At 68.1% G+C, this 14,941-nt stretch carries 17 protein-coding genes; 11 read left to right on the forward strand and 6 right to left on the reverse strand.

Annotated features, from left to right (window positions below):
• Window positions 1-52 precede the first annotated feature (52 nt).
• From PJ250_RS09290 to PJ250_RS09300, 3 genes are all read left to right on the forward strand, one after another.
• A complete protein-coding gene (locus PJ250_RS09290; protein ID WP_271648294.1) occupies window positions 53-364 on the forward strand; it encodes a DUF4156 domain-containing protein in 312 nt (103 codons plus the stop codon).
• Between the two features lie 152 nt (window positions 365-516).
• Window positions 517-1,533 carry a 3-oxoacyl-ACP synthase III gene (locus PJ250_RS09295; protein ID WP_271648295.1) on the forward strand — a complete coding sequence of 339 codons (1,017 nt, stop codon included), beginning with the start codon at window positions 517-519 and terminating at the stop codon, window positions 1,531-1,533.
• A gap of 120 nt (window positions 1,534-1,653) precedes the next feature.
• Complete coding sequence (locus PJ250_RS09300; protein WP_271648296.1) at window positions 1,654-2,823, forward strand: Fic family protein; 1,170 nt, start codon at window positions 1,654-1,656, stop codon at window positions 2,821-2,823.
• Window positions 2,824-3,099: 276 nt separating this feature from the next.
• Here the strand turns inward: PJ250_RS09300 and PJ250_RS09305 are convergent, their stop codons facing one another.
• A complete protein-coding gene (locus PJ250_RS09305) occupies window positions 3,100-3,840 on the reverse strand; it encodes a UPF0149 family protein (RefSeq protein WP_271648297.1) in 741 nt (246 codons plus the stop codon).
• Window positions 3,841-3,996: 156 nt separating this feature from the next.
• Between PJ250_RS09305 and PJ250_RS09310 the strand changes: the two genes are divergently transcribed.
• Window positions 3,997-4,926 (forward strand): alpha/beta fold hydrolase, encoded by a 930-nt coding sequence (locus PJ250_RS09310; protein ID WP_271648298.1) that lies wholly within the window; start codon window positions 3,997-3,999, stop codon window positions 4,924-4,926.
• A gap of 187 nt (window positions 4,927-5,113) precedes the next feature.
• Here PJ250_RS09310 and PJ250_RS09315 read toward each other — a convergent pair whose 3' ends face one another.
• Window positions 5,114-5,560: a YkgJ family cysteine cluster protein gene (locus tag PJ250_RS09315; RefSeq protein WP_271648299.1), complete on the reverse strand. Its 447-nt coding sequence runs from the start codon at window positions 5,558-5,560 to the stop codon at window positions 5,114-5,116.
• A 124-nt stretch (window positions 5,561-5,684) separates the two neighbouring features.
• Between PJ250_RS09315 and oleC the strand changes: the two genes are divergently transcribed.
• The 3 genes from oleC (at window position 5,685) to PJ250_RS09330 (ending at window position 8,572) form a co-directional block, all read left to right on the forward strand.
• Window positions 5,685-7,346, forward strand: a complete 1,662-nt coding sequence (gene oleC / locus PJ250_RS09320) for an olefin beta-lactone synthetase (protein WP_271648300.1) — start codon at window positions 5,685-5,687, stop codon at window positions 7,344-7,346.
• Complete coding sequence (oleD, locus tag PJ250_RS09325) at window positions 7,343-8,341, forward strand: 2-alkyl-3-oxoalkanoate reductase (RefSeq protein ID WP_271648301.1); 999 nt, start codon at window positions 7,343-7,345, stop codon at window positions 8,339-8,341. The genes oleC and oleD overlap by 4 nt, the downstream gene beginning before the upstream one ends.
• A 72-nt stretch (window positions 8,342-8,413) precedes the next feature.
• Window positions 8,414-8,572 (forward strand): DUF1328 domain-containing protein, encoded by a 159-nt coding sequence (locus PJ250_RS09330; RefSeq protein WP_271648302.1) that lies wholly within the window; start codon window positions 8,414-8,416, stop codon window positions 8,570-8,572.
• A 16-nt stretch (window positions 8,573-8,588) separates the two neighbouring features.
• On the opposite strand, the gene PJ250_RS09335 is transcribed toward PJ250_RS09330, so the two are convergent.
• Together PJ250_RS09335 and ddlA are read right to left on the reverse strand one after the other, a co-directional pair.
• Entirely contained in the window at window positions 8,589-9,071 is a 483-nt protein-coding gene (locus PJ250_RS09335) for a GNAT family N-acetyltransferase (protein ID WP_271648303.1), read from the reverse strand.
• Window positions 9,071-10,177, reverse strand: a complete 1,107-nt coding sequence (gene ddlA / locus PJ250_RS09340) for a D-alanine--D-alanine ligase (RefSeq protein WP_271648304.1) — start codon at window positions 10,175-10,177, stop codon at window positions 9,071-9,073. Before ddlA ends, PJ250_RS09335 begins: the two co-directional genes overlap by 1 nt.
• Window positions 10,178-10,287: 110 nt before the next feature.
• Between ddlA and PJ250_RS09345 the strand changes: the two genes are divergently transcribed.
• The 3 genes from PJ250_RS09345 to PJ250_RS09355 are packed head-to-tail and all read left to right on the forward strand — an operon-like array spanning window position 10,288 to window position 13,206.
• Complete coding sequence (locus PJ250_RS09345) at window positions 10,288-10,917, forward strand: ubiquinone biosynthesis accessory factor UbiJ (protein ID WP_271648305.1); 630 nt, start codon at window positions 10,288-10,290, stop codon at window positions 10,915-10,917.
• A gap of 11 nt (window positions 10,918-10,928) precedes the next feature.
• Entirely contained in the window at window positions 10,929-12,596 is a 1,668-nt protein-coding gene (gene ubiB / locus PJ250_RS09350) for a ubiquinone biosynthesis regulatory protein kinase UbiB (protein WP_271648306.1), read from the forward strand.
• A gap of 13 nt (window positions 12,597-12,609) precedes the next feature.
• Window positions 12,610-13,206 (forward strand): O-methyltransferase, encoded by a 597-nt coding sequence (locus tag PJ250_RS09355; RefSeq protein WP_271648582.1) that lies wholly within the window; start codon window positions 12,610-12,612, stop codon window positions 13,204-13,206.
• Between the two features lie 6 nt (window positions 13,207-13,212).
• Here the strand turns inward: PJ250_RS09355 and PJ250_RS09360 are convergent, their stop codons facing one another.
• Entirely contained in the window at window positions 13,213-13,665 is a 453-nt protein-coding gene (locus PJ250_RS09360) for a thioredoxin family protein (RefSeq protein ID WP_271648307.1), read from the reverse strand.
• 141 nt (window positions 13,666-13,806) lie between these two features.
• On the opposite strand from PJ250_RS09360, the gene PJ250_RS09365 reads away from it, so the two are divergent.
• The gene (locus PJ250_RS09365; RefSeq protein ID WP_271648308.1) at window positions 13,807-14,517 is read left to right on the forward strand and encodes a pseudouridine synthase; all 711 of its coding nucleotides are present in this window, start codon (window positions 13,807-13,809) and stop codon (window positions 14,515-14,517) included.
• Between the two features lie 21 nt (window positions 14,518-14,538).
• Here PJ250_RS09365 and PJ250_RS09370 read toward each other — a convergent pair whose 3' ends face one another.
• Entirely contained in the window at window positions 14,539-14,937 is a 399-nt protein-coding gene (locus PJ250_RS09370; protein WP_271648309.1) for an MAPEG family protein, read from the reverse strand.
• Between the last annotated feature and the right edge of the window lie 4 nt (window positions 14,938-14,941).

Raw genomic sequence — 14,941 nt, forward strand, 5'->3', positions numbered from 1 at the left:
GGTCCGGCACCATGCAGGCCTTCCTTACGTCCTGCCTTCGACCGGAGCCTCCATGCGCCTGATCGTCCTGACCGCCGCTTTGCTGCCCGTCCTGTCCGCCTGCACTTGGGTGGAGCTGACCCCGCAGGGCCAGGCGATCAAGGTCCTGCCGGCCGGCACGCCCAGCAGTTGCCCCAAGCTGGGCGAGGTGTCGGTCTCGGTGAAGGACAAGATCGCCTTCTACGACCGCAACCAGCTCAAGGTGCGCGACGAACTGGAAACCCTGGCCCGCAACGAGGCCCTGAGCCTGCAGGCCGACACCATCCAGCCGCTGACCCCGCCCACCGATGGCGAGCAGCGCTTCGCGGCCTACCGCTGCCGCTGAAAGGCCACGTAGCCCCGCCAACGCACGTTGCGCGCCCGTAGCGCGACGTAGCCGACGCCTGCGCAGACGTTGCGCATTGCGTCAAAGATGCGTGAACCCCCGGAACCGGCTACCCTTGGCGCCCCTTCGCCTCCAGCCTGGGCACCCGTCCAATGCTTTTCGAGAACGTCTCCATCGCGGGACTGGCGCACGTCGATGCGCCGCACACGCTGACCTCCAAGGAAATCAACGCCCGTCTGCAGCCGACCTTCGACCGGCTGGGCATCCGGACCGACGTGCTCAACGATGTCGCCGGCGTGCACGCCCGTCGCCTGTGGGACGACGAGACCCAGGCCTCCGATGCCGCGACGATGGCCGCCCGCAAGGCGCTGGCCGATGCCGGCATCGGCGCCGAGCGCGTGGGCCTGCTGATCAACACCTCGGTCAGCCGCGACTTCCTGGAGCCGTCCACCGCCTCGATCGTCTCGGGCAACCTGGGCGTGGGCGACCACTGCATGGCCTTCGACGTGGCCAATGCTTGCCTGGCCTTCATCAATGGCATGGACATCGCCGCGCGCATGATCGAGCGCGGCGAGATCGAATACGCGCTGGTCGTCGATGGCGAGACCGCCAACCTGGTTTACGAAAAGACCCTGGAGCGCATGACCGCCCCGGGCGTGACCGAGGCGCAGTTCCGTGACGAACTGGCCGCCCTGACCCTGGGCTGCGGCTCGGTGGCCATGGTGATGGCGCGCCGCGAGCTGGTGCCCGACGCACCGGTCTACAAGGGCGGCGTGACCCGCTCGGCGACCGAGTGGAACAAGCTGTGCCGCGGCAACCTGGACCGCATGGTCACCGACACCAAGATGCTGCTGATCGAGGGCATGAAGCTGGCCCAGAAGACCTTCGTGGCCGCGCGCCAGGCGCTGGGCTGGGCGGTGGACGAGATCGACCAGTTCATCATCCACCAGGTCAGCCAGCCGCACACCGCCGCCTTCATCAAGGCCTTCGGCATCGACCCGAAGAAGGTCATGACCATCTTCGGCGAGCACGGCAACATCGGCCCGGCCTCGGTGCCGATCGTGCTGAGCAAGCTCAAGGAACTGGGCCGCCTGAAGAAGGGCGACCGCATCGCCCTGCTGGGCATCGGCTCGGGCCTGAACTGCACGATGGCCGAAGTGGTGTGGTGAGTTGATCTTGCCAACGGGTGGGGCAAGAGTTTTCCTTGCCCGGCCGGTGGTTCGTCTTAAGTAAGAATTTGGGGTATAAATTTCCTTATATGGAGTCCGACCTCCTGTAAGGAAACCCGCATGACGCGGCAAACGACCGGACATTACGTCTCAGGCTCTCTTGCAGGGAGCCGTTACCAGGCCTTCATCCCCGATCCGCTGCCGCCGGACCCGCCGCTGGATTTTTCACGGGTGGAACTGGTGTCCCGCAAGGAGCGGGCCGACCAGGCTTTGGGGCGCTTGGATGGCATCACCCTGATGCTGCCCGATCCCGAGCTGTTCCTTTATCAGTACGTCCGTAAAGAAGCACTGCTGTCTTCGCAGATCGAGGGCACACAGTCCTCGCTGTCGGACCTGCTGCTTTTCGAAGTGGACGCCGCGCCAGGTGTGCCGATCGACGATGTGGAAGAGGTGTCCAACTATGTCGCTGCGCTCAATCACGGCTTGCGCCGAATGCGCGATGACGACTTCCCACTGTCGCTGCGGCTGATCCGGGAGATGCACGCGCTGCTGTTGAAGGGCGGGCGCGGTGCAAGCAAACAGCCTGGCGAGTTCCGCACAGGCCAAGTCTGGGTGGGCGGAGCGTCACCAGCGTTGGCGCATTTCGTGCCACCGCCGCCGGATGTGTTGCCGGACGCGTTGTCCAGGCTCGAGCAATTCCTGCATGCGCCTATCGGACAGGTGCCGCCGCTGGTCAAAGCGGCGCTGGCGCATGTGCAATTCGAGACCATCCATCCCTTCAGTGACGGTAACGGACGGCTCGGACGGCTGTTGATCACCCTGATCCTGTGCAGCGAGGGTGTATTGCGCGAGCCGAGCCTGTACCTCAGTTTGTACTTCAAGCGTCGCCGTTCGGATTACTACGACCGCCTCAATGCCGTCCGCGTTGCGGGTGACTGGGAGGGCTGGTTGGGCTTCTTTCTCGATGGCGTGGCGGAAACCGCGCAGCAGGCCGTGGAAACCGCGCAAAGGTTGCTGGCTCTGCTCGCGCGCGATCGTGCGCGCATTGCCGCGCTTGGGCAGCGTGCCGGCAACGTCGGCCTCGTGTTCGAACAATTCGCCCGTCGCGTTGTCCTGACGGTTCCGCAGGTCGCCCCGCAACTTGCGCTGAGCGGCCCGACGATCCGCGCGGCCGTACGCACGCTACAAGAACTGGAAATCGTTAACGAACTGACCGGCCAACAGCGCCATCGCGTGTTCGCTTATCAGCACTATCTCGACATCCTCAGCGAAGGAGCGCAGCCGCTATGAGGACAGCAGCCGGATGGCCACTAAGCCTTAGCGAGATCAGGGGCTGTGCGAGCCTTTGCCAAGGTTGGTCAGGGCTGGCCGCAAGGCGCCCAAGCTGTCCACGGACGCGGGGCGGGTCGCGTTCCTGTTCGAGCGTTACCAAGCGCTGACCTGTTGCCGGTAGGCAGCAGGCCCGCCAAACGCAGGAAGAGCGTTCCGTATCGAGCCGGAGTGGCGCACAGCGTGAGCCGTGGGGCACATGGCAAGTGGTCTTTCTGGGGACGGCTCAATCGCCGCTCAGTTCGCCCCGCAGCACTTCTTGTATTTCCTCCCGCTGCCGCAGGAGCACAGGTCGTTGCGGCCGGGGGCGGCGTCGCGGCGGACCGGCTCGCGCGGGGTCTGGGCGTCCACGCGGTGGTGGTTGAGGTCGGCCAGCATGGACGGGATGCCGGAGATGATTTCCAGGCGCTCGCGGTAGCTGACCGGCGTGCCCTCGGCGGTCGGGTCGTCGGGGTTGATCGTCTCGCCACTGGCCAGGCGGTCGAGGTAGTCGAACAGCTCCTCGATCCAGTCGTTGTCATCCAGCCATTGATCCCACTCGGCCTCGCGCAGCCCCACGGCAGTGAAGAAGCCCAGCGCCCAGTCGCCGCCGACATCGAGTTCGTCCTCGCGCAGCGCGTCCTCGCCGGTCAGTTCCGGGTCTTCGGGCAGCCACATCAGGGGCGCCAGGTGGTCGGGCAGGCTGTCGCCATCGTGGCGGACGCGGGCCGTGCACATGTTCCAGTGGCCCAGCAGCAACTGCTGCACCTGCGCGGCTTCCTCGGGGCTGTCCCAGCGCGGCGCCTTGCCACCCCAGACCACCGGCTCCCATTCGCTGGGCGGGACCTGCGAGGGCGATACCGCGAGCGCCGACAGGAACCCGTCCAGCGCCTCCAGGTTGAAGCCCTTGAACGGCACCGCGCGTCGATCCAGCAGGTCGGACAGGCGCTCGATCTGCTGATCGTCGAGATGGGAGGGAGGCGTGGGCGAGGCAGACATGGCATTCGGCAGCGGGGAGTTGTCTACATGGTAGTCCCTGCGATGCGGTCGCACCCTGCCGGTGCGTCAACGATCCAGGAGCGGGGGCGTCCCGCCCGGCCGCGCAAACCAGTGCCCTACAATGCGCGCCCGTCCGCCATTCCCTGACGTCGCCCGATGCAGCTGCCCGGTTATCCCTTCACCCCCAAGCGCTTCGAGGTGCGGCCGGGCGTGTCCATGTCCTACCTGGACGAAGGTCCGCGCGATGGCGAGGTCGTGGTGATGCTGCACGGCAATCCGTCCTGGAGCTATTACTGGCGCAAGCTGGTCAGCGGGCTGTCGGATCGCTACCGCTGCATCGTGCCCGACCACGTGGGCATGGGGTTTTCCGACAAGCCGGACGATGGCGGCGGGCTCTCGCATCCGCATGGCAGGGGCGCGCCGGCCTACGACTACACCCTGCAATCGCGCGTGGATGACCTGCAGGCGCTGCTGCGCCACGCCGGCATCGACGATGCCACGCCGGTGACGCTGGCGGTGCACGACTGGGGCGGGATGATCGGTTTCGGCTGGGCGCTGACCCACGCCGCCCAGGTCAAGCGCCTGGTGATCACCAACACCGCAGCCTTTCCGCTGCCGGCGGCCAAGGCGATGCCGTGGCAGATCGCGCTGGGCCGCGATTCGCGGTTCGGCAGCTTCATCATTCGCGCCTTCAACGCCTTCTCCGGCGGTGCCTCGTACCTGGGGATCGAGCACAAGCTACCGGCCGACGTGCGCCACGCCTATGTGGCGCCGTACGACAGCTGGGCCAACCGGATCTCCACGGTGCGCTTCATGCAGGACATTCCGCTCTCGGCGGCCGACCGCGCCTGGCCGCTGCTGGAGGCCGCCGGCAAGGCCCTGCCGTCCTTCGCCGACCGCCCGGCCTTCATTGGCTGGGGGCTGAAGGACTTCGTGTTCGACCGGCATTTCCTGGCGGGCTTCCGCCAGGCCCTGCCGCAGGCGCAGGTCACCGCGTTCGACGATGCCGGGCACTACGTGCTGGAGGACAAGGCCGCCGAACTGGTGCCGGCGATCCGCGCGTTCCTGGACGCCCACCCGCTGTAGGACGCGTCGCGCGGAGCTTGGCTCCGCTGCTTTTGGGGCGGTCGCGCAGCGGAGCGAGCTCCGCGCTACAAGTTCTTCGGTATCCGTCCAGCGGAGCAAGCTCCGCGCGACGTGTGCGTTGCGCGATGGGGACAAGTGGCCCTGCACGGGGAATTCCCGTGGCCCCTGCAGCAGGACATCGGCTCCCTCAGGCCACGCGCAGCGGGCGCGGGCGCTCTGGATCGTGGTCGTGGTCGTGGTCGATGCCCGGGTCATCGTTGGCCGGGCCGTCGTCGCGGTTGGGCACGGGCACCGCCGGCCAGTCCGCGGGGGATAGGGCCGCCATCCCGTGGGCGATGCGCGCCTTGTCGCATTGCGGGCTGGCCACGCCGTATTCCCAGGAGGCATCCACTTCGCGGCACACGCTGGGGCGGTTGGCGTGGATGGAGCAACGCGAATAGGTCCCGATCTGCGCATCCAGGGCCACGCAACGGATCGGCGCGGCGTAGGTCCCGCGCATGCACAGGCGATGCGCATCCAGCGGCTCGGACATCGCCGCCGGGACCCCGCCGGGGGTGACGCTGTCCGACTCGAGCCAGTGGAAGGCGACGCGGTACTGGGTGCAGCAGGCGCCGCAGGTCAGGCAGGGATGCATGGCGATGTCCACCGGGCGGAGCGCGGCGCTTAGGGTGAGCGGGAATGCCGCGGATTCTGCCCGAATCCGGCGGCCGCGCAATGGGGCCTCCATCCCGGCGCCATCCAGCGGCGATAATGGCCCGATGACTGGCCCCTGCAACATTGCCGCCCGCCTGCCGGAGCTGGCCCGCGAACGTCCCGACCAGGTCGCCCTGCGCTGTCCTGGCCGGCACGGCGACTACGCCATCGCGCTGACCTATGCGCAGCTGGATGCGCGCAGCGACGCCATTGCCGCCGGCCTGGCCATGCACGGCATCGGCCGTGGCACGCGCACGGTGGTGATGGTGCGGCCCTCGCCCGAGTTCTTCCTGCTGATGTTCGCCCTGTTCAAGGCCGGCGCAGTGCCGGTGCTGGTCGACCCGGGCATCGACCGGCGCGCGCTGAAGCAATGCCTGGACGAAGCGCAGCCGGAAGCGTTCATCGGCATCCCGCTGGCGCAGGTGGCGCGGCTGGCGCTGGGCTGGGCGCGCAGTGCGAAGAAGCTCGTCACCGCCGGCCCCAGGTTGGGCTGGGGCGGGGTGACCCTGGCCCGGGTCGAGCGTGACGGCGCCGGTGCGGGCCCGCAGCTAGCGGCCACCGACGGCGAGGACGTGGCCGGCATCCTGTTCACCAGCGGCTCGACCGGCGTGCCCAAGGGCGTGGTCTACCGGCATCGTCATTTCGTCGGCCAGGTCGACCTGCTGCGCAATGCCTTCGGCATGACGCCGGGGGGAGTGGACCTGCCGACCTTTCCACCGTTCGCCCTGTTCGATCCCGCGCTGGGGCTGACCAGTGTGATCCCGGACATGGATCCCACCCGGCCGGCCAAGGCCGACCCGGTCAAGCTGCATGCGGCCATCGCGCGCTTCGGGGTGACCCAGCTGTTCGGCTCGCCGGCACTGATGCGGGTGCTGGCCAAGCACGGCAAGCCGCTGCCCACGGTCAAGCGGGTGACCTCGGCCGGTGCGCCGGTGCCGCCGCAGATCGTGGAGCAGATCCGCGCGCTGCTGCCGGCCGATGCCCAGTTCTGGACCCCGTATGGCGCCACCGAATGCCTGCCGGTCGCGGTGATCGAGGGCCGTGAGCTGGTCGCCACCCGCGCGGCGACCGAGGCCGGCGCCGGCACTTGTGTCGGCCGTGCGGTGGCGCCCAACGTGGTGCGCATCATCGCCATCGACGATGCGCCGATCCCCGAATGGTCCGGCGTGCAAGAGGTCGCCGCAGGCAGCGTGGGCGAAATCACCGTGGCCGGGCCGACCGCCACCGACAGTTACTTCAACCGCGAGGCCGCCACGCGGGCCGCCAAGATCTGCGAGACGCTGCCCGACGGCAGCACGCGCGTGGTGCACCGCATGGGCGACGTGGGCTATTTCGACGCCGAGGGCCGGCTGTGGTTCTGCGGACGCAAGACCCAGCGGGTGGAAACGGTGCACGGGCCGATGTACACCGAGCAGGTCGAGCCGATCTTCAATGTGCTCAAGCACGTCGCACGCAGCGCGCTGGTGGGTGTCGGTGCGCCAGGACGCCAGGTCCCCGTGCTGTGTTACGAGCTTGGTGCCGAGACCTGGCAGCATGAGGAAATCGACGGCCCGCCGGTGGTCAGTCGCGAACAGCTGCGCGCGGCCGCCACCGCGCACGCACACACCGCGTCGATCGAGCATTTCCTGCCGCATCCGGGGTTTCCCGTCGATATCCGCCACAACGCCAAGATCGGCCGCGAGCAGCTGGCCCGCTGGGCCGCCGAACAGGGAGTCCCCACCGCATGAAGCTATTGGTCACCGGAGGCGGGGGATTCCTCGGCCAAGCGTTGTGTCGCGGGTTGGTCGAACGCGGGCATGAGGTCATCAGTTTTCAGCGAGGGGATTACCCGGCGCTGGCGGCGATGGGTGTGGGCCAGATCCGCGGCGACCTGGCCGACCTCCATGCCATCACCCATGCCGTGGCTGGCGTCGATGCGGTCTTCCACAACGCGGCCAAGGCCGGGGCGTGGGGCAGCTATGCCAGCTATCACCGCGCCAATGTCGTGGGCACCGACAACGTCATCGCCGCCTGTCGGGCCAATGGCGTGAGCAGGCTGGTCTATACCTCGACCCCCAGCGTGACCCATCGGGCCACCCATCCGGTGGAGGGCCTGGGCGCCGACGCGGTGCCTTACGGAGAGGATTTCCAGGCGCCCTATGCGGCGACCAAGGCGATCGCCGAGCAGCAGGTGCTGGCGGCTAACGATGCGGACCTGGCGACCATCGCCCTGCGCCCACGTCTGATCTGGGGGCCGGGCGATCACCAGATCCTGCCGCGGCTAGTCGCGCGCGCGCGCAGCGGGCGGTTGCGGATCGTCGGCGATGGCATGAACAAGGTCGACACCACCTATATCGACAACGCCGCGCAGGCGCATTTCGATGCCTTCGACCACCTGGCCCCGGGCGCGGTCTGCGCCGGTAAGGCCTATTTCATCTCCAACGGCGAGCCCTGGCCGATGCGCGAGGTGTTGAACGCGCTTCTGGCCGCCACCGGCACGCCGCCGGTGGACAAGACGCTGTCCTTCAAGACCGCCTACCGCGTCGGCGCGGCTTGCGAGACGCTGTGGAAGCTGCTGCCGCTCAAGGGCGAGCCGCCGCTGACGCGCTTTTTGGCCGAACAGCTGTGCACTCCGCACTGGTACAGCATGGAGCCGGCGCGACGCGACTTCGGCTATGTGCCGCGCGTATCGATGCGCGAAGGCATGGCGCGCCTGAAAGCCGCGTGGAGGGAAGGCGGCTGATTCCTCACGCCGCGCGCATGCCGGTGGCGGGATGGTAGGGCCGCGCCGATCCGGCGCGACAGGAGCCACGCCATGCTGCATTACGCCATCGTCTTCTTCGTCATCGCGCTGATCGCCGCGTTCCTGGGCTTCAGTGGCATTGCCGGTGCGGCGTCCAGCGTCGCGTGGATCTGCTTTGTGGTGTTCCTGATCCTGGCGGTGGTGTCGCTGTTCCGCAAAGGCAAGGTATGAGGCGTGGCCAAGGCGCTCACAGCGCGCAAGTGAAGTAACCCACGCGCTTGCCGTTGGGCAGGTCGGCCTGGCCGATTTGTTCGAACCCCAGGCGTCGGTGGAACGCCACCGAGCCGGGGTTGGGCGGTGAGAGATTGATCTCACATGCGAGACGCACCTGCCCGTTCGCACGTGCCTCACGCTTGAGCATCTCGTAGAGTGCGCCGGCCAAGCCGCGTCCTTGCGCATGCTCGGCCACGACCACGCGGTCGATGTAGACGAACCGCTCGAAGCGGGCGGAGAGCCAGGCGAAGTTGGGGTTGTCGTATGCCGCATCCTGATCCAGCGCGATCAGCAGCGCCTCGGCATCGCCGCTGGTCCGCGCGAAGCAGGCCTTCTCGATCAAAGAGGAAAATGACGCCGGTTCCAGCCAGGACAGCGCCGCGGCGTGTTGGTTGTTCAACGCCAGCAGCGCGGGCAGATCGTCCGAGTTGACTTGGCGTAGCTGCGCCGCCGACATCATGCGTTCAGTGCCACGCTGCTGTGCAGAACGGCGTCGTCTGCGTGGCGCTCCAGCGCCAGCTCGATCAGGCGCGTGACCAACTGCGGATAGGTCATGCCGCTGGCCTGCCATAGCTTGGGATACATGCTGATCCGGGTGAAGCCGGGCAGAGTATTGAGCTCATTGATAACCACCTCGCCCTGTGGCGTCAGGAACACATCCACCCGTGCCAGCCCGGCGCAGTCCAATGCCTGGTAGGCACGCAAGGCGATGGCCTGGATGCGGGCCTGGGTGTCGGCGTCCAATTCAGCCGGGACGACGACCTCGGCGCCATCCTCGTTGAGGTACTTGGTGTCGTAGGCGTAGAAGGCATCGTGCACGACGACCTCGCCACACACGCTGGCCTGCGGCGCATCGTTGCCCAGCACCGCGCATTCGATCTCGCGCCCGGCGACGGCCGCTTCGACCAGCACCTTGTGGTCGTATCGGAAGGCCTGCGCCAGCGCCGCCGCCAGCCCGGCGGCCTCGGTGACGCGGCTGACGCCGACCGATGAGCCCTGGTTGGCCGGCTTGACGAACAGCGGCAAGCCCAGGCGCGCGATCAGTGCCTCGGCGTCCAGCGCGGCGGCGCTGCGCCGGGTCAGGCATTCGAACGGGGCCACCTGCAGGCCGGCATCGCGCAACAAGCGCTTGGCCACATCCTTGTCCATCGCCACTGCCGAGCCAAGCACGCCGGAGCCGACGAAGGGCAGATTGGCCACGCGCAACAGGCCCTGAAACGCGCCGTCCTCGCCCAGGGTGCCGTGGACAATGTTGAACACCACGTCGACCTGGGCCAGCGCGGCGCCCGCCTCGACCGGCTGCAGCTGCAGCCGTGGGGCGCCGGGAATCAAGGCCACGCCCTGGCCGCCGGGTTGCAGCGCGATGCGCTTGGGGTCATGGGCGTGCTGCAGCCAGGCCTGCGGATCGCACAGGTGCCATTGGCCCTGTTTGTCGATGCCGATCAGCACCGGCTCGAAGCGCGTGGTGTCCAGGGCCTCGACGATGTTGCGCGCCGACTGCAGCGAGACCTCGTGTTCGGCCGATCTGCCGCCGAAGAGAATGCCCACGCGTGTCCTGCCCATCGCACCGCCCATCCACTGTTGCCCTCGAGGCGCACAGCATGAACCGTCACGCGGCCGCTTGCCCATTCGCAGATGCGGGCGTAGCGCATGGCCCGGTTAGAATGCCCGCCATGTCGCCGCCCCCTTTCGATGCCCTCAAGCCGCTGGCTGGCCGTGCGCTGGAAACCGCGCTCAACCGCGCCATCGCGCTGGACCCGGACACCCGCGATGCGCTGGCCCCGCTGGCCGGGCGGCGGATCGCCATCGCCCTGGCCTCGCCGCCGCTGGCGCTGGAGATCGCGGTGGAGGCCCAGCGCCTGCACGTGGGCCCGGTCGATGCCACCAGCGAGCCCGACCTGGCCGTGCGCAGCACTCTGGGCGGCCTGCTGGGACAACTGCCGTTCCTGCGTCGCGATGACGCCGCGCCGGTGGGCAAGCTGCGGGTCTCCGGCGATGCCGAACTGGCGCGCCGGCTGCAGACCCTGGCCACGCGCTTCGATCCGGACTGGGACCGCCCCTTCGTCACGGTCTTCGGCCAGGTGCTGGGCGTGCAGGTCGCCAGCGCGGTGCGCGCGACCCTGCTGAAGCTGCGCGACACCGGAGGCGAGCTGGCCACCAGCGCGGCCGAGTACGTCACCGAGGAATCCCGCGATGTGGTCGCCCGCGCCGAGCTGGAAGCCTTCTGCGACGACGTGGACATCGCGCGTGACGACGTGGAGCGACTGGCCGCGCGCGTGGCCCGACTGGCGCTGCGCGCATGATGTGGCCGGGCATGAAGAGCTGGCGCGCGGCCCTGCGCGCCAACAAGATTGGCCGCGTGCTGATCCGCTACCGCCTGGACGCGCTGCTGGACGACACCCCGGCCGGTCCGTGGCTCAAGCTGGCGCGGCCGTTCGTGCCACGCGCGCGCGACGACGTGGCCGCAATGAGCCGCGGCGCGCGCCTGCGCATGGTGCTGCAGGAGCTGGGGCCGATCTTCGTCAAGTTCGGGCAGATCCTCTCCACCCGCCGCGACCTGATCCCGCCGGACGTGGCCGAGGAACTGACCCTGCTGCAGGACCGGGTCAAGCCGTTCGACGGACTCAAGGCCCAGGCCATCGTCGAGCAGGCCCTGGGCATGCCGATCGACGCGGCGTTCGCGCACTTCGACACCACGCCGCTGGCCTCGGCCTCGATCGCCCAGGTGCACGCGGCCACGCTGCACGATGGGCGCCAGGTGGTGGTCAAGGTGCTGCGCCCGGAGATCGAGGCGCAGATCGCCGGTGACATCGCCTTGCTCAAGTCCGGCGCGGCCCTGGTCGACTACGCACACCCGTCCGCCGACAAGATCCGCCCGAAGGAGATCGTCGCCGAGATCGAGACCACCCTGGCCGCCGAGCTGGACCTGCAGCGCGAGGGCGCCAACGCCAGCGTGATGCGCCGGTTCTGGAAGGATTCGCCGGACCTGTACGTGCCGGAGATCATCTGGAGTCATACCGCCGAGCGCGCGCTGACCATGGAGCGGGTTAGCGGCATCCCCTCCGACGACATCGCCGCGCTGGACGCGGCCGGAATCGACCGCAAGGCCCTGGCGGCCAAGGGCGTGCGGGTGTTCTACACCCAGGTATTCCGCGACAACTTCTTCCACGCCGATGCGCACGCCGGCAACATCTGGGTCGATCCGGACCCGGCGCGCAAGGACAACCCGCGCTTCATCGCGCTGGATTTCGGCATCGTCGGACAGCTCTCGCAGCAGGACCAGTACTACCTGGCCGAGAACTTCATGGCCATCTTCAACAAGGATTACCGGCGCATCGCCGAGCTGCACGTGGAAGCCGGCTGGATGCCGGCCACCGTGCGCATCGACGAGCTGGAGGCCGCCGCGCGCGCGGTGTGCGAGCCGTACTTCACCCGGCCGCTGAGCGATATCTCACTGGCGCAGGTGCTGATCAAGCTGTTCCGCACCGCGCAGAAGTACGAGCTGACCCTGCAGCCGCAGCTGATCCTGCTGCAGAAAACCTTGCTCAACATCGAGGGCGTAGGCCGCCAGCTGGACCCGCAGCTGGACATCTGGGCGGTGGCCAAGCCGGTGCTCGAGCGCATCCTGATCCGCCGCTACAGCCCCATGCGTGCGGTGCACGAGCTGCGCAAGCGTCTGCCGGAGATCATGACCCACGCCCCGGACATGCCGCGCCTGGTACACAGCTGGCTCAGGCAGCAGGTGGAAGGCAAGCACGAGCTGGCGATGCGCTCCAAGGACCTGGCCGAACTCAACCTCACCCTGCAGCGCCTGCAACGCCGGGTGGTGACCGCCATCGGCGGCGCCGGTCTGCTGGTGGTGGCCGCGGTGCTGCACGCCTTCGGCGTGGGCGGCCCGAGTCTGTGGGGTGTGCCGCTGTGGACCTGGTTCACCGGCGTGGCCGGCACCCTGGCGCTGCTCTCAGCGTGGCTGCGGCGCTGAAAATGCAATGACGATGTCCGGCGCCGCGTCGCTGCAGGCCCTGAAGGCTGAGCTGTTCGCTCACGGCGAACGCAACGACGCCGTGCAGCAGGCGCGTGACGCACGGATGCTCAATATCACGCCTGACACCGGCGAGTTCCTGGCGGTGTTGGTACGTGCCACGGACGCGCGCCGGGTGCTGGAAATCGGCACATCCAACGGTTATTCGACGCTGTGGCTGGCCGAGGCGGCCGCTGCACTCAGCGGGCGGGTCACCACGCTGGAATTCGCGCCCGATAAATGGCAGCTGGCACAGGCCACGTTCGCGCGCAGCGGTCTGGCCAAGACGATCACCTCGGTGCAGGGCGATGCCGGTGACTGGCTAGCATCAGCGCAGGAGGCGTCGGCCGACTTGGTGTTCCTCGATGCCGACCGCAGTCGTTATCTGGCCTGGTGGTCGAACCTGCGCCGGATCTTGAGGCCCGGCGGCACGCTGGTGGTGGACAACGCGATCTCACACGCCGCCGAGCTGGCGGCGTTCGAGGCCACGCTGCGCGCGGATGCGGACTTCACCTGCGCGCTCCTTCCGGTGGGCAAGGGCGAACTGGTAGCCGTGCGTGCGCCGGGCTGAGTGTCCTCAGCCGCCGGCGGCGACCTTGCTGAAGAAGTCGTAGATGCCTTCGTCACTCATCTTGCGCGCGTTGGCCAGTTCGCCCAGCTTGGTGGTGTAGACGACCTTGCCTTCAGGCGAGACCACCACCGCGGCGGGGATGCCCTTCTCGATCGGGTTGCCGTAGGCGTTGGCGACGTCGAGGTTGTGGTCCCAGTTGCCCACGTCGACCTTGACCACCTCGAAGTGCTGCTTGACCAGCGCGGCGTTCTTCTCACTGTGCAGGGACTTGTCCAACGCCCGGCAATCGCCGCACCAGTTGGCGCCGAAGATCAGCAGGGTCGGCTTGTGCGCCTGCTTGGCGGTGGCCAGCGCGTGGGCGACCTCGGCCTTGGCATTGGCCTGGGGATCGTAGGGCAGGTCGGCGGCCAGCGCCGGCAGGGCAGCCATCAGCAGCAACAGGGGCAGCAGTCGCTTCATCGTGGGGATCTCGTCGGGGTGAGTCCCTGATCGTCGGGACGGGGAGGGGCCGCGTCAACCTGTCGGTGTGCCGGTGGCGCAACGCCGTGTCCCGCCGCGCGAACCGCGATACTAAGCGGCCCGTTCTTTATCCATGCCGCCATGTCTGCCGCGCCGCCCATTCCCGTGCTCTACCTGGACGACCAACTGGCCGTGGTCGACAAGCCGGCCGGGCTGATGGTCCACGACAGCGGGCTGGCGCGCGGGGAGGACCAGTTCCTGGCCGATCTGCTGCGCGAGCAGCTGGGCCGGCCGATCTTCCTGATCCACCGCCTGGACCGGGCCACCAGTGGCTGCCTGCTGGTCGCCTTCGACCGTGACACGGCATCGCGGCTGGGCCAGGTCTTCATGTCGCGCGAAGTGGAGAAGGACTACCTGGCGGTGTGTCGCGGTTGGCCGGAGGACCGGTTCACTATCGACCATGCGCTGGATGGCGGCCCGGGCAAGCCGGCCAAGAAGCCCGCGCTCACCGACTTCGTGCGCCTGGGCACTGGCGAACTGGACGTGCCTTCAGGCGGCTTTGAGACCTCGCGCTATGCGCTGCTGCGCTGCCGGCCGCAGACCGGACGCTTCCGCCAGATCCGCCGCCACTTGAAGCACGCGTTCCATCACCTGATCGGCGACACCAGTCATGGCGAAGGGCGCCACAACCGCGCTTTCCGCATGCGCGGCGTGCATCGCATGCTGCTGCACGCGCGGCGGCTGTCTGTTTTGCATCCACATACCGGCGTGCGCATCGAGGCACTAGCGCCGCTGGATACCGAATTCATCAAGGCATTGGATCTGTTCGGCTGGGATCACGACCTGCGCTAGGGCGCGACTGTGATGACCGATTCACCCCACGCGCAGCGCCGCCAGCACCATCAGGGCAAGGGTGCAGCCGAGGCCGACGAACCACACCCCACTGCGCAGGCTGGCCAGGTTGGCGATGTAGGCCACGCCGTGGGCGATGCGCGACACCAGGATCAGCAGCGCCAGCGTCGCGACCGTGGCCGCACCAACGCCTGCCGAATGCGCCATCAGCACACCGGCAGCGAACAGCGGGAAGGCTTCAAAACCGTTGAGCTGAGCCGCATGCGCACGCTGCGAACGTGGGTTGGCCTGCTGTGCCTGCCAGGCGCGCGGATTGTGGTTGTCGTAGCGTCCGCCGGCGCTGGCCTTGGCGACCGTGGTCCACAGGTAAGGCAGCAGCGCAACGATCAACACGCACCAATACGCAATCGAATAGGACATGACG

Origin of the sequence: Pseudoxanthomonas sp. JBR18 (assembly GCF_028198165.1) — a bacterium.
GTDB lineage: Bacteria > Pseudomonadota > Gammaproteobacteria > Xanthomonadales > Xanthomonadaceae > Pseudoxanthomonas_A.

Excerpts from the sequence above, each read along its gene's own strand:
- PJ250_RS09330 (WP_271648302.1), top strand. The coding sequence starts at position 8,414 with ATGCTGCATTACGCCATCGTCTTCTTCGTCATCGCGCTGATCGCCGCG.
- PJ250_RS09295 (WP_271648295.1), top strand. The coding sequence starts at position 517 with ATGCTTTTCGAGAACGTCTCCATCGCGGGACTGGCGCACGTCGATGCG.
- PJ250_RS09355 (WP_271648582.1), top strand. The coding sequence starts at position 12,610 with ATGTCCGGCGCCGCGTCGCTGCAGGCCCTGAAGGCTGAGCTGTTCGCT.
- PJ250_RS09290 (WP_271648294.1), top strand. The coding sequence starts at position 53 with ATGCGCCTGATCGTCCTGACCGCCGCTTTGCTGCCCGTCCTGTCCGCC.
- oleC (WP_271648300.1), top strand. The coding sequence starts at position 5,685 with ATGACTGGCCCCTGCAACATTGCCGCCCGCCTGCCGGAGCTGGCCCGC.
- PJ250_RS09360 (WP_271648307.1), bottom strand. The coding sequence starts at position 13,665 with ATGAAGCGACTGCTGCCCCTGTTGCTGCTGATGGCTGCCCTGCCGGCG.
- PJ250_RS09300 (WP_271648296.1), top strand. The coding sequence starts at position 1,654 with ATGACGCGGCAAACGACCGGACATTACGTCTCAGGCTCTCTTGCAGGG.
- PJ250_RS09365 (WP_271648308.1), top strand. The coding sequence starts at position 13,807 with ATGTCTGCCGCGCCGCCCATTCCCGTGCTCTACCTGGACGACCAACTG.
- PJ250_RS09315 (WP_271648299.1), bottom strand. The coding sequence starts at position 5,560 with ATGCATCCCTGCCTGACCTGCGGCGCCTGCTGCACCCAGTACCGCGTC.
- ddlA (WP_271648304.1), bottom strand. The coding sequence starts at position 10,177 with ATGGGCAGGACACGCGTGGGCATTCTCTTCGGCGGCAGATCGGCCGAA.
- PJ250_RS09335 (WP_271648303.1), bottom strand. The coding sequence starts at position 9,071 with ATGTCGGCGGCGCAGCTACGCCAAGTCAACTCGGACGATCTGCCCGCG.
- PJ250_RS09305 (WP_271648297.1), bottom strand. The coding sequence starts at position 3,840 with ATGTCTGCCTCGCCCACGCCTCCCTCCCATCTCGACGATCAGCAGATC.
- PJ250_RS09310 (WP_271648298.1), top strand. The coding sequence starts at position 3,997 with ATGCAGCTGCCCGGTTATCCCTTCACCCCCAAGCGCTTCGAGGTGCGG.
- ubiB (WP_271648306.1), top strand. The coding sequence starts at position 10,929 with ATGAAGAGCTGGCGCGCGGCCCTGCGCGCCAACAAGATTGGCCGCGTG.
- oleD (WP_271648301.1), top strand. The coding sequence starts at position 7,343 with ATGAAGCTATTGGTCACCGGAGGCGGGGGATTCCTCGGCCAAGCGTTG.
- PJ250_RS09345 (WP_271648305.1), top strand. The coding sequence starts at position 10,288 with ATGTCGCCGCCCCCTTTCGATGCCCTCAAGCCGCTGGCTGGCCGTGCG.
- PJ250_RS09370 (WP_271648309.1), bottom strand. The coding sequence starts at position 14,937 with ATGTCCTATTCGATTGCGTATTGGTGCGTGTTGATCGTTGCGCTGCTG.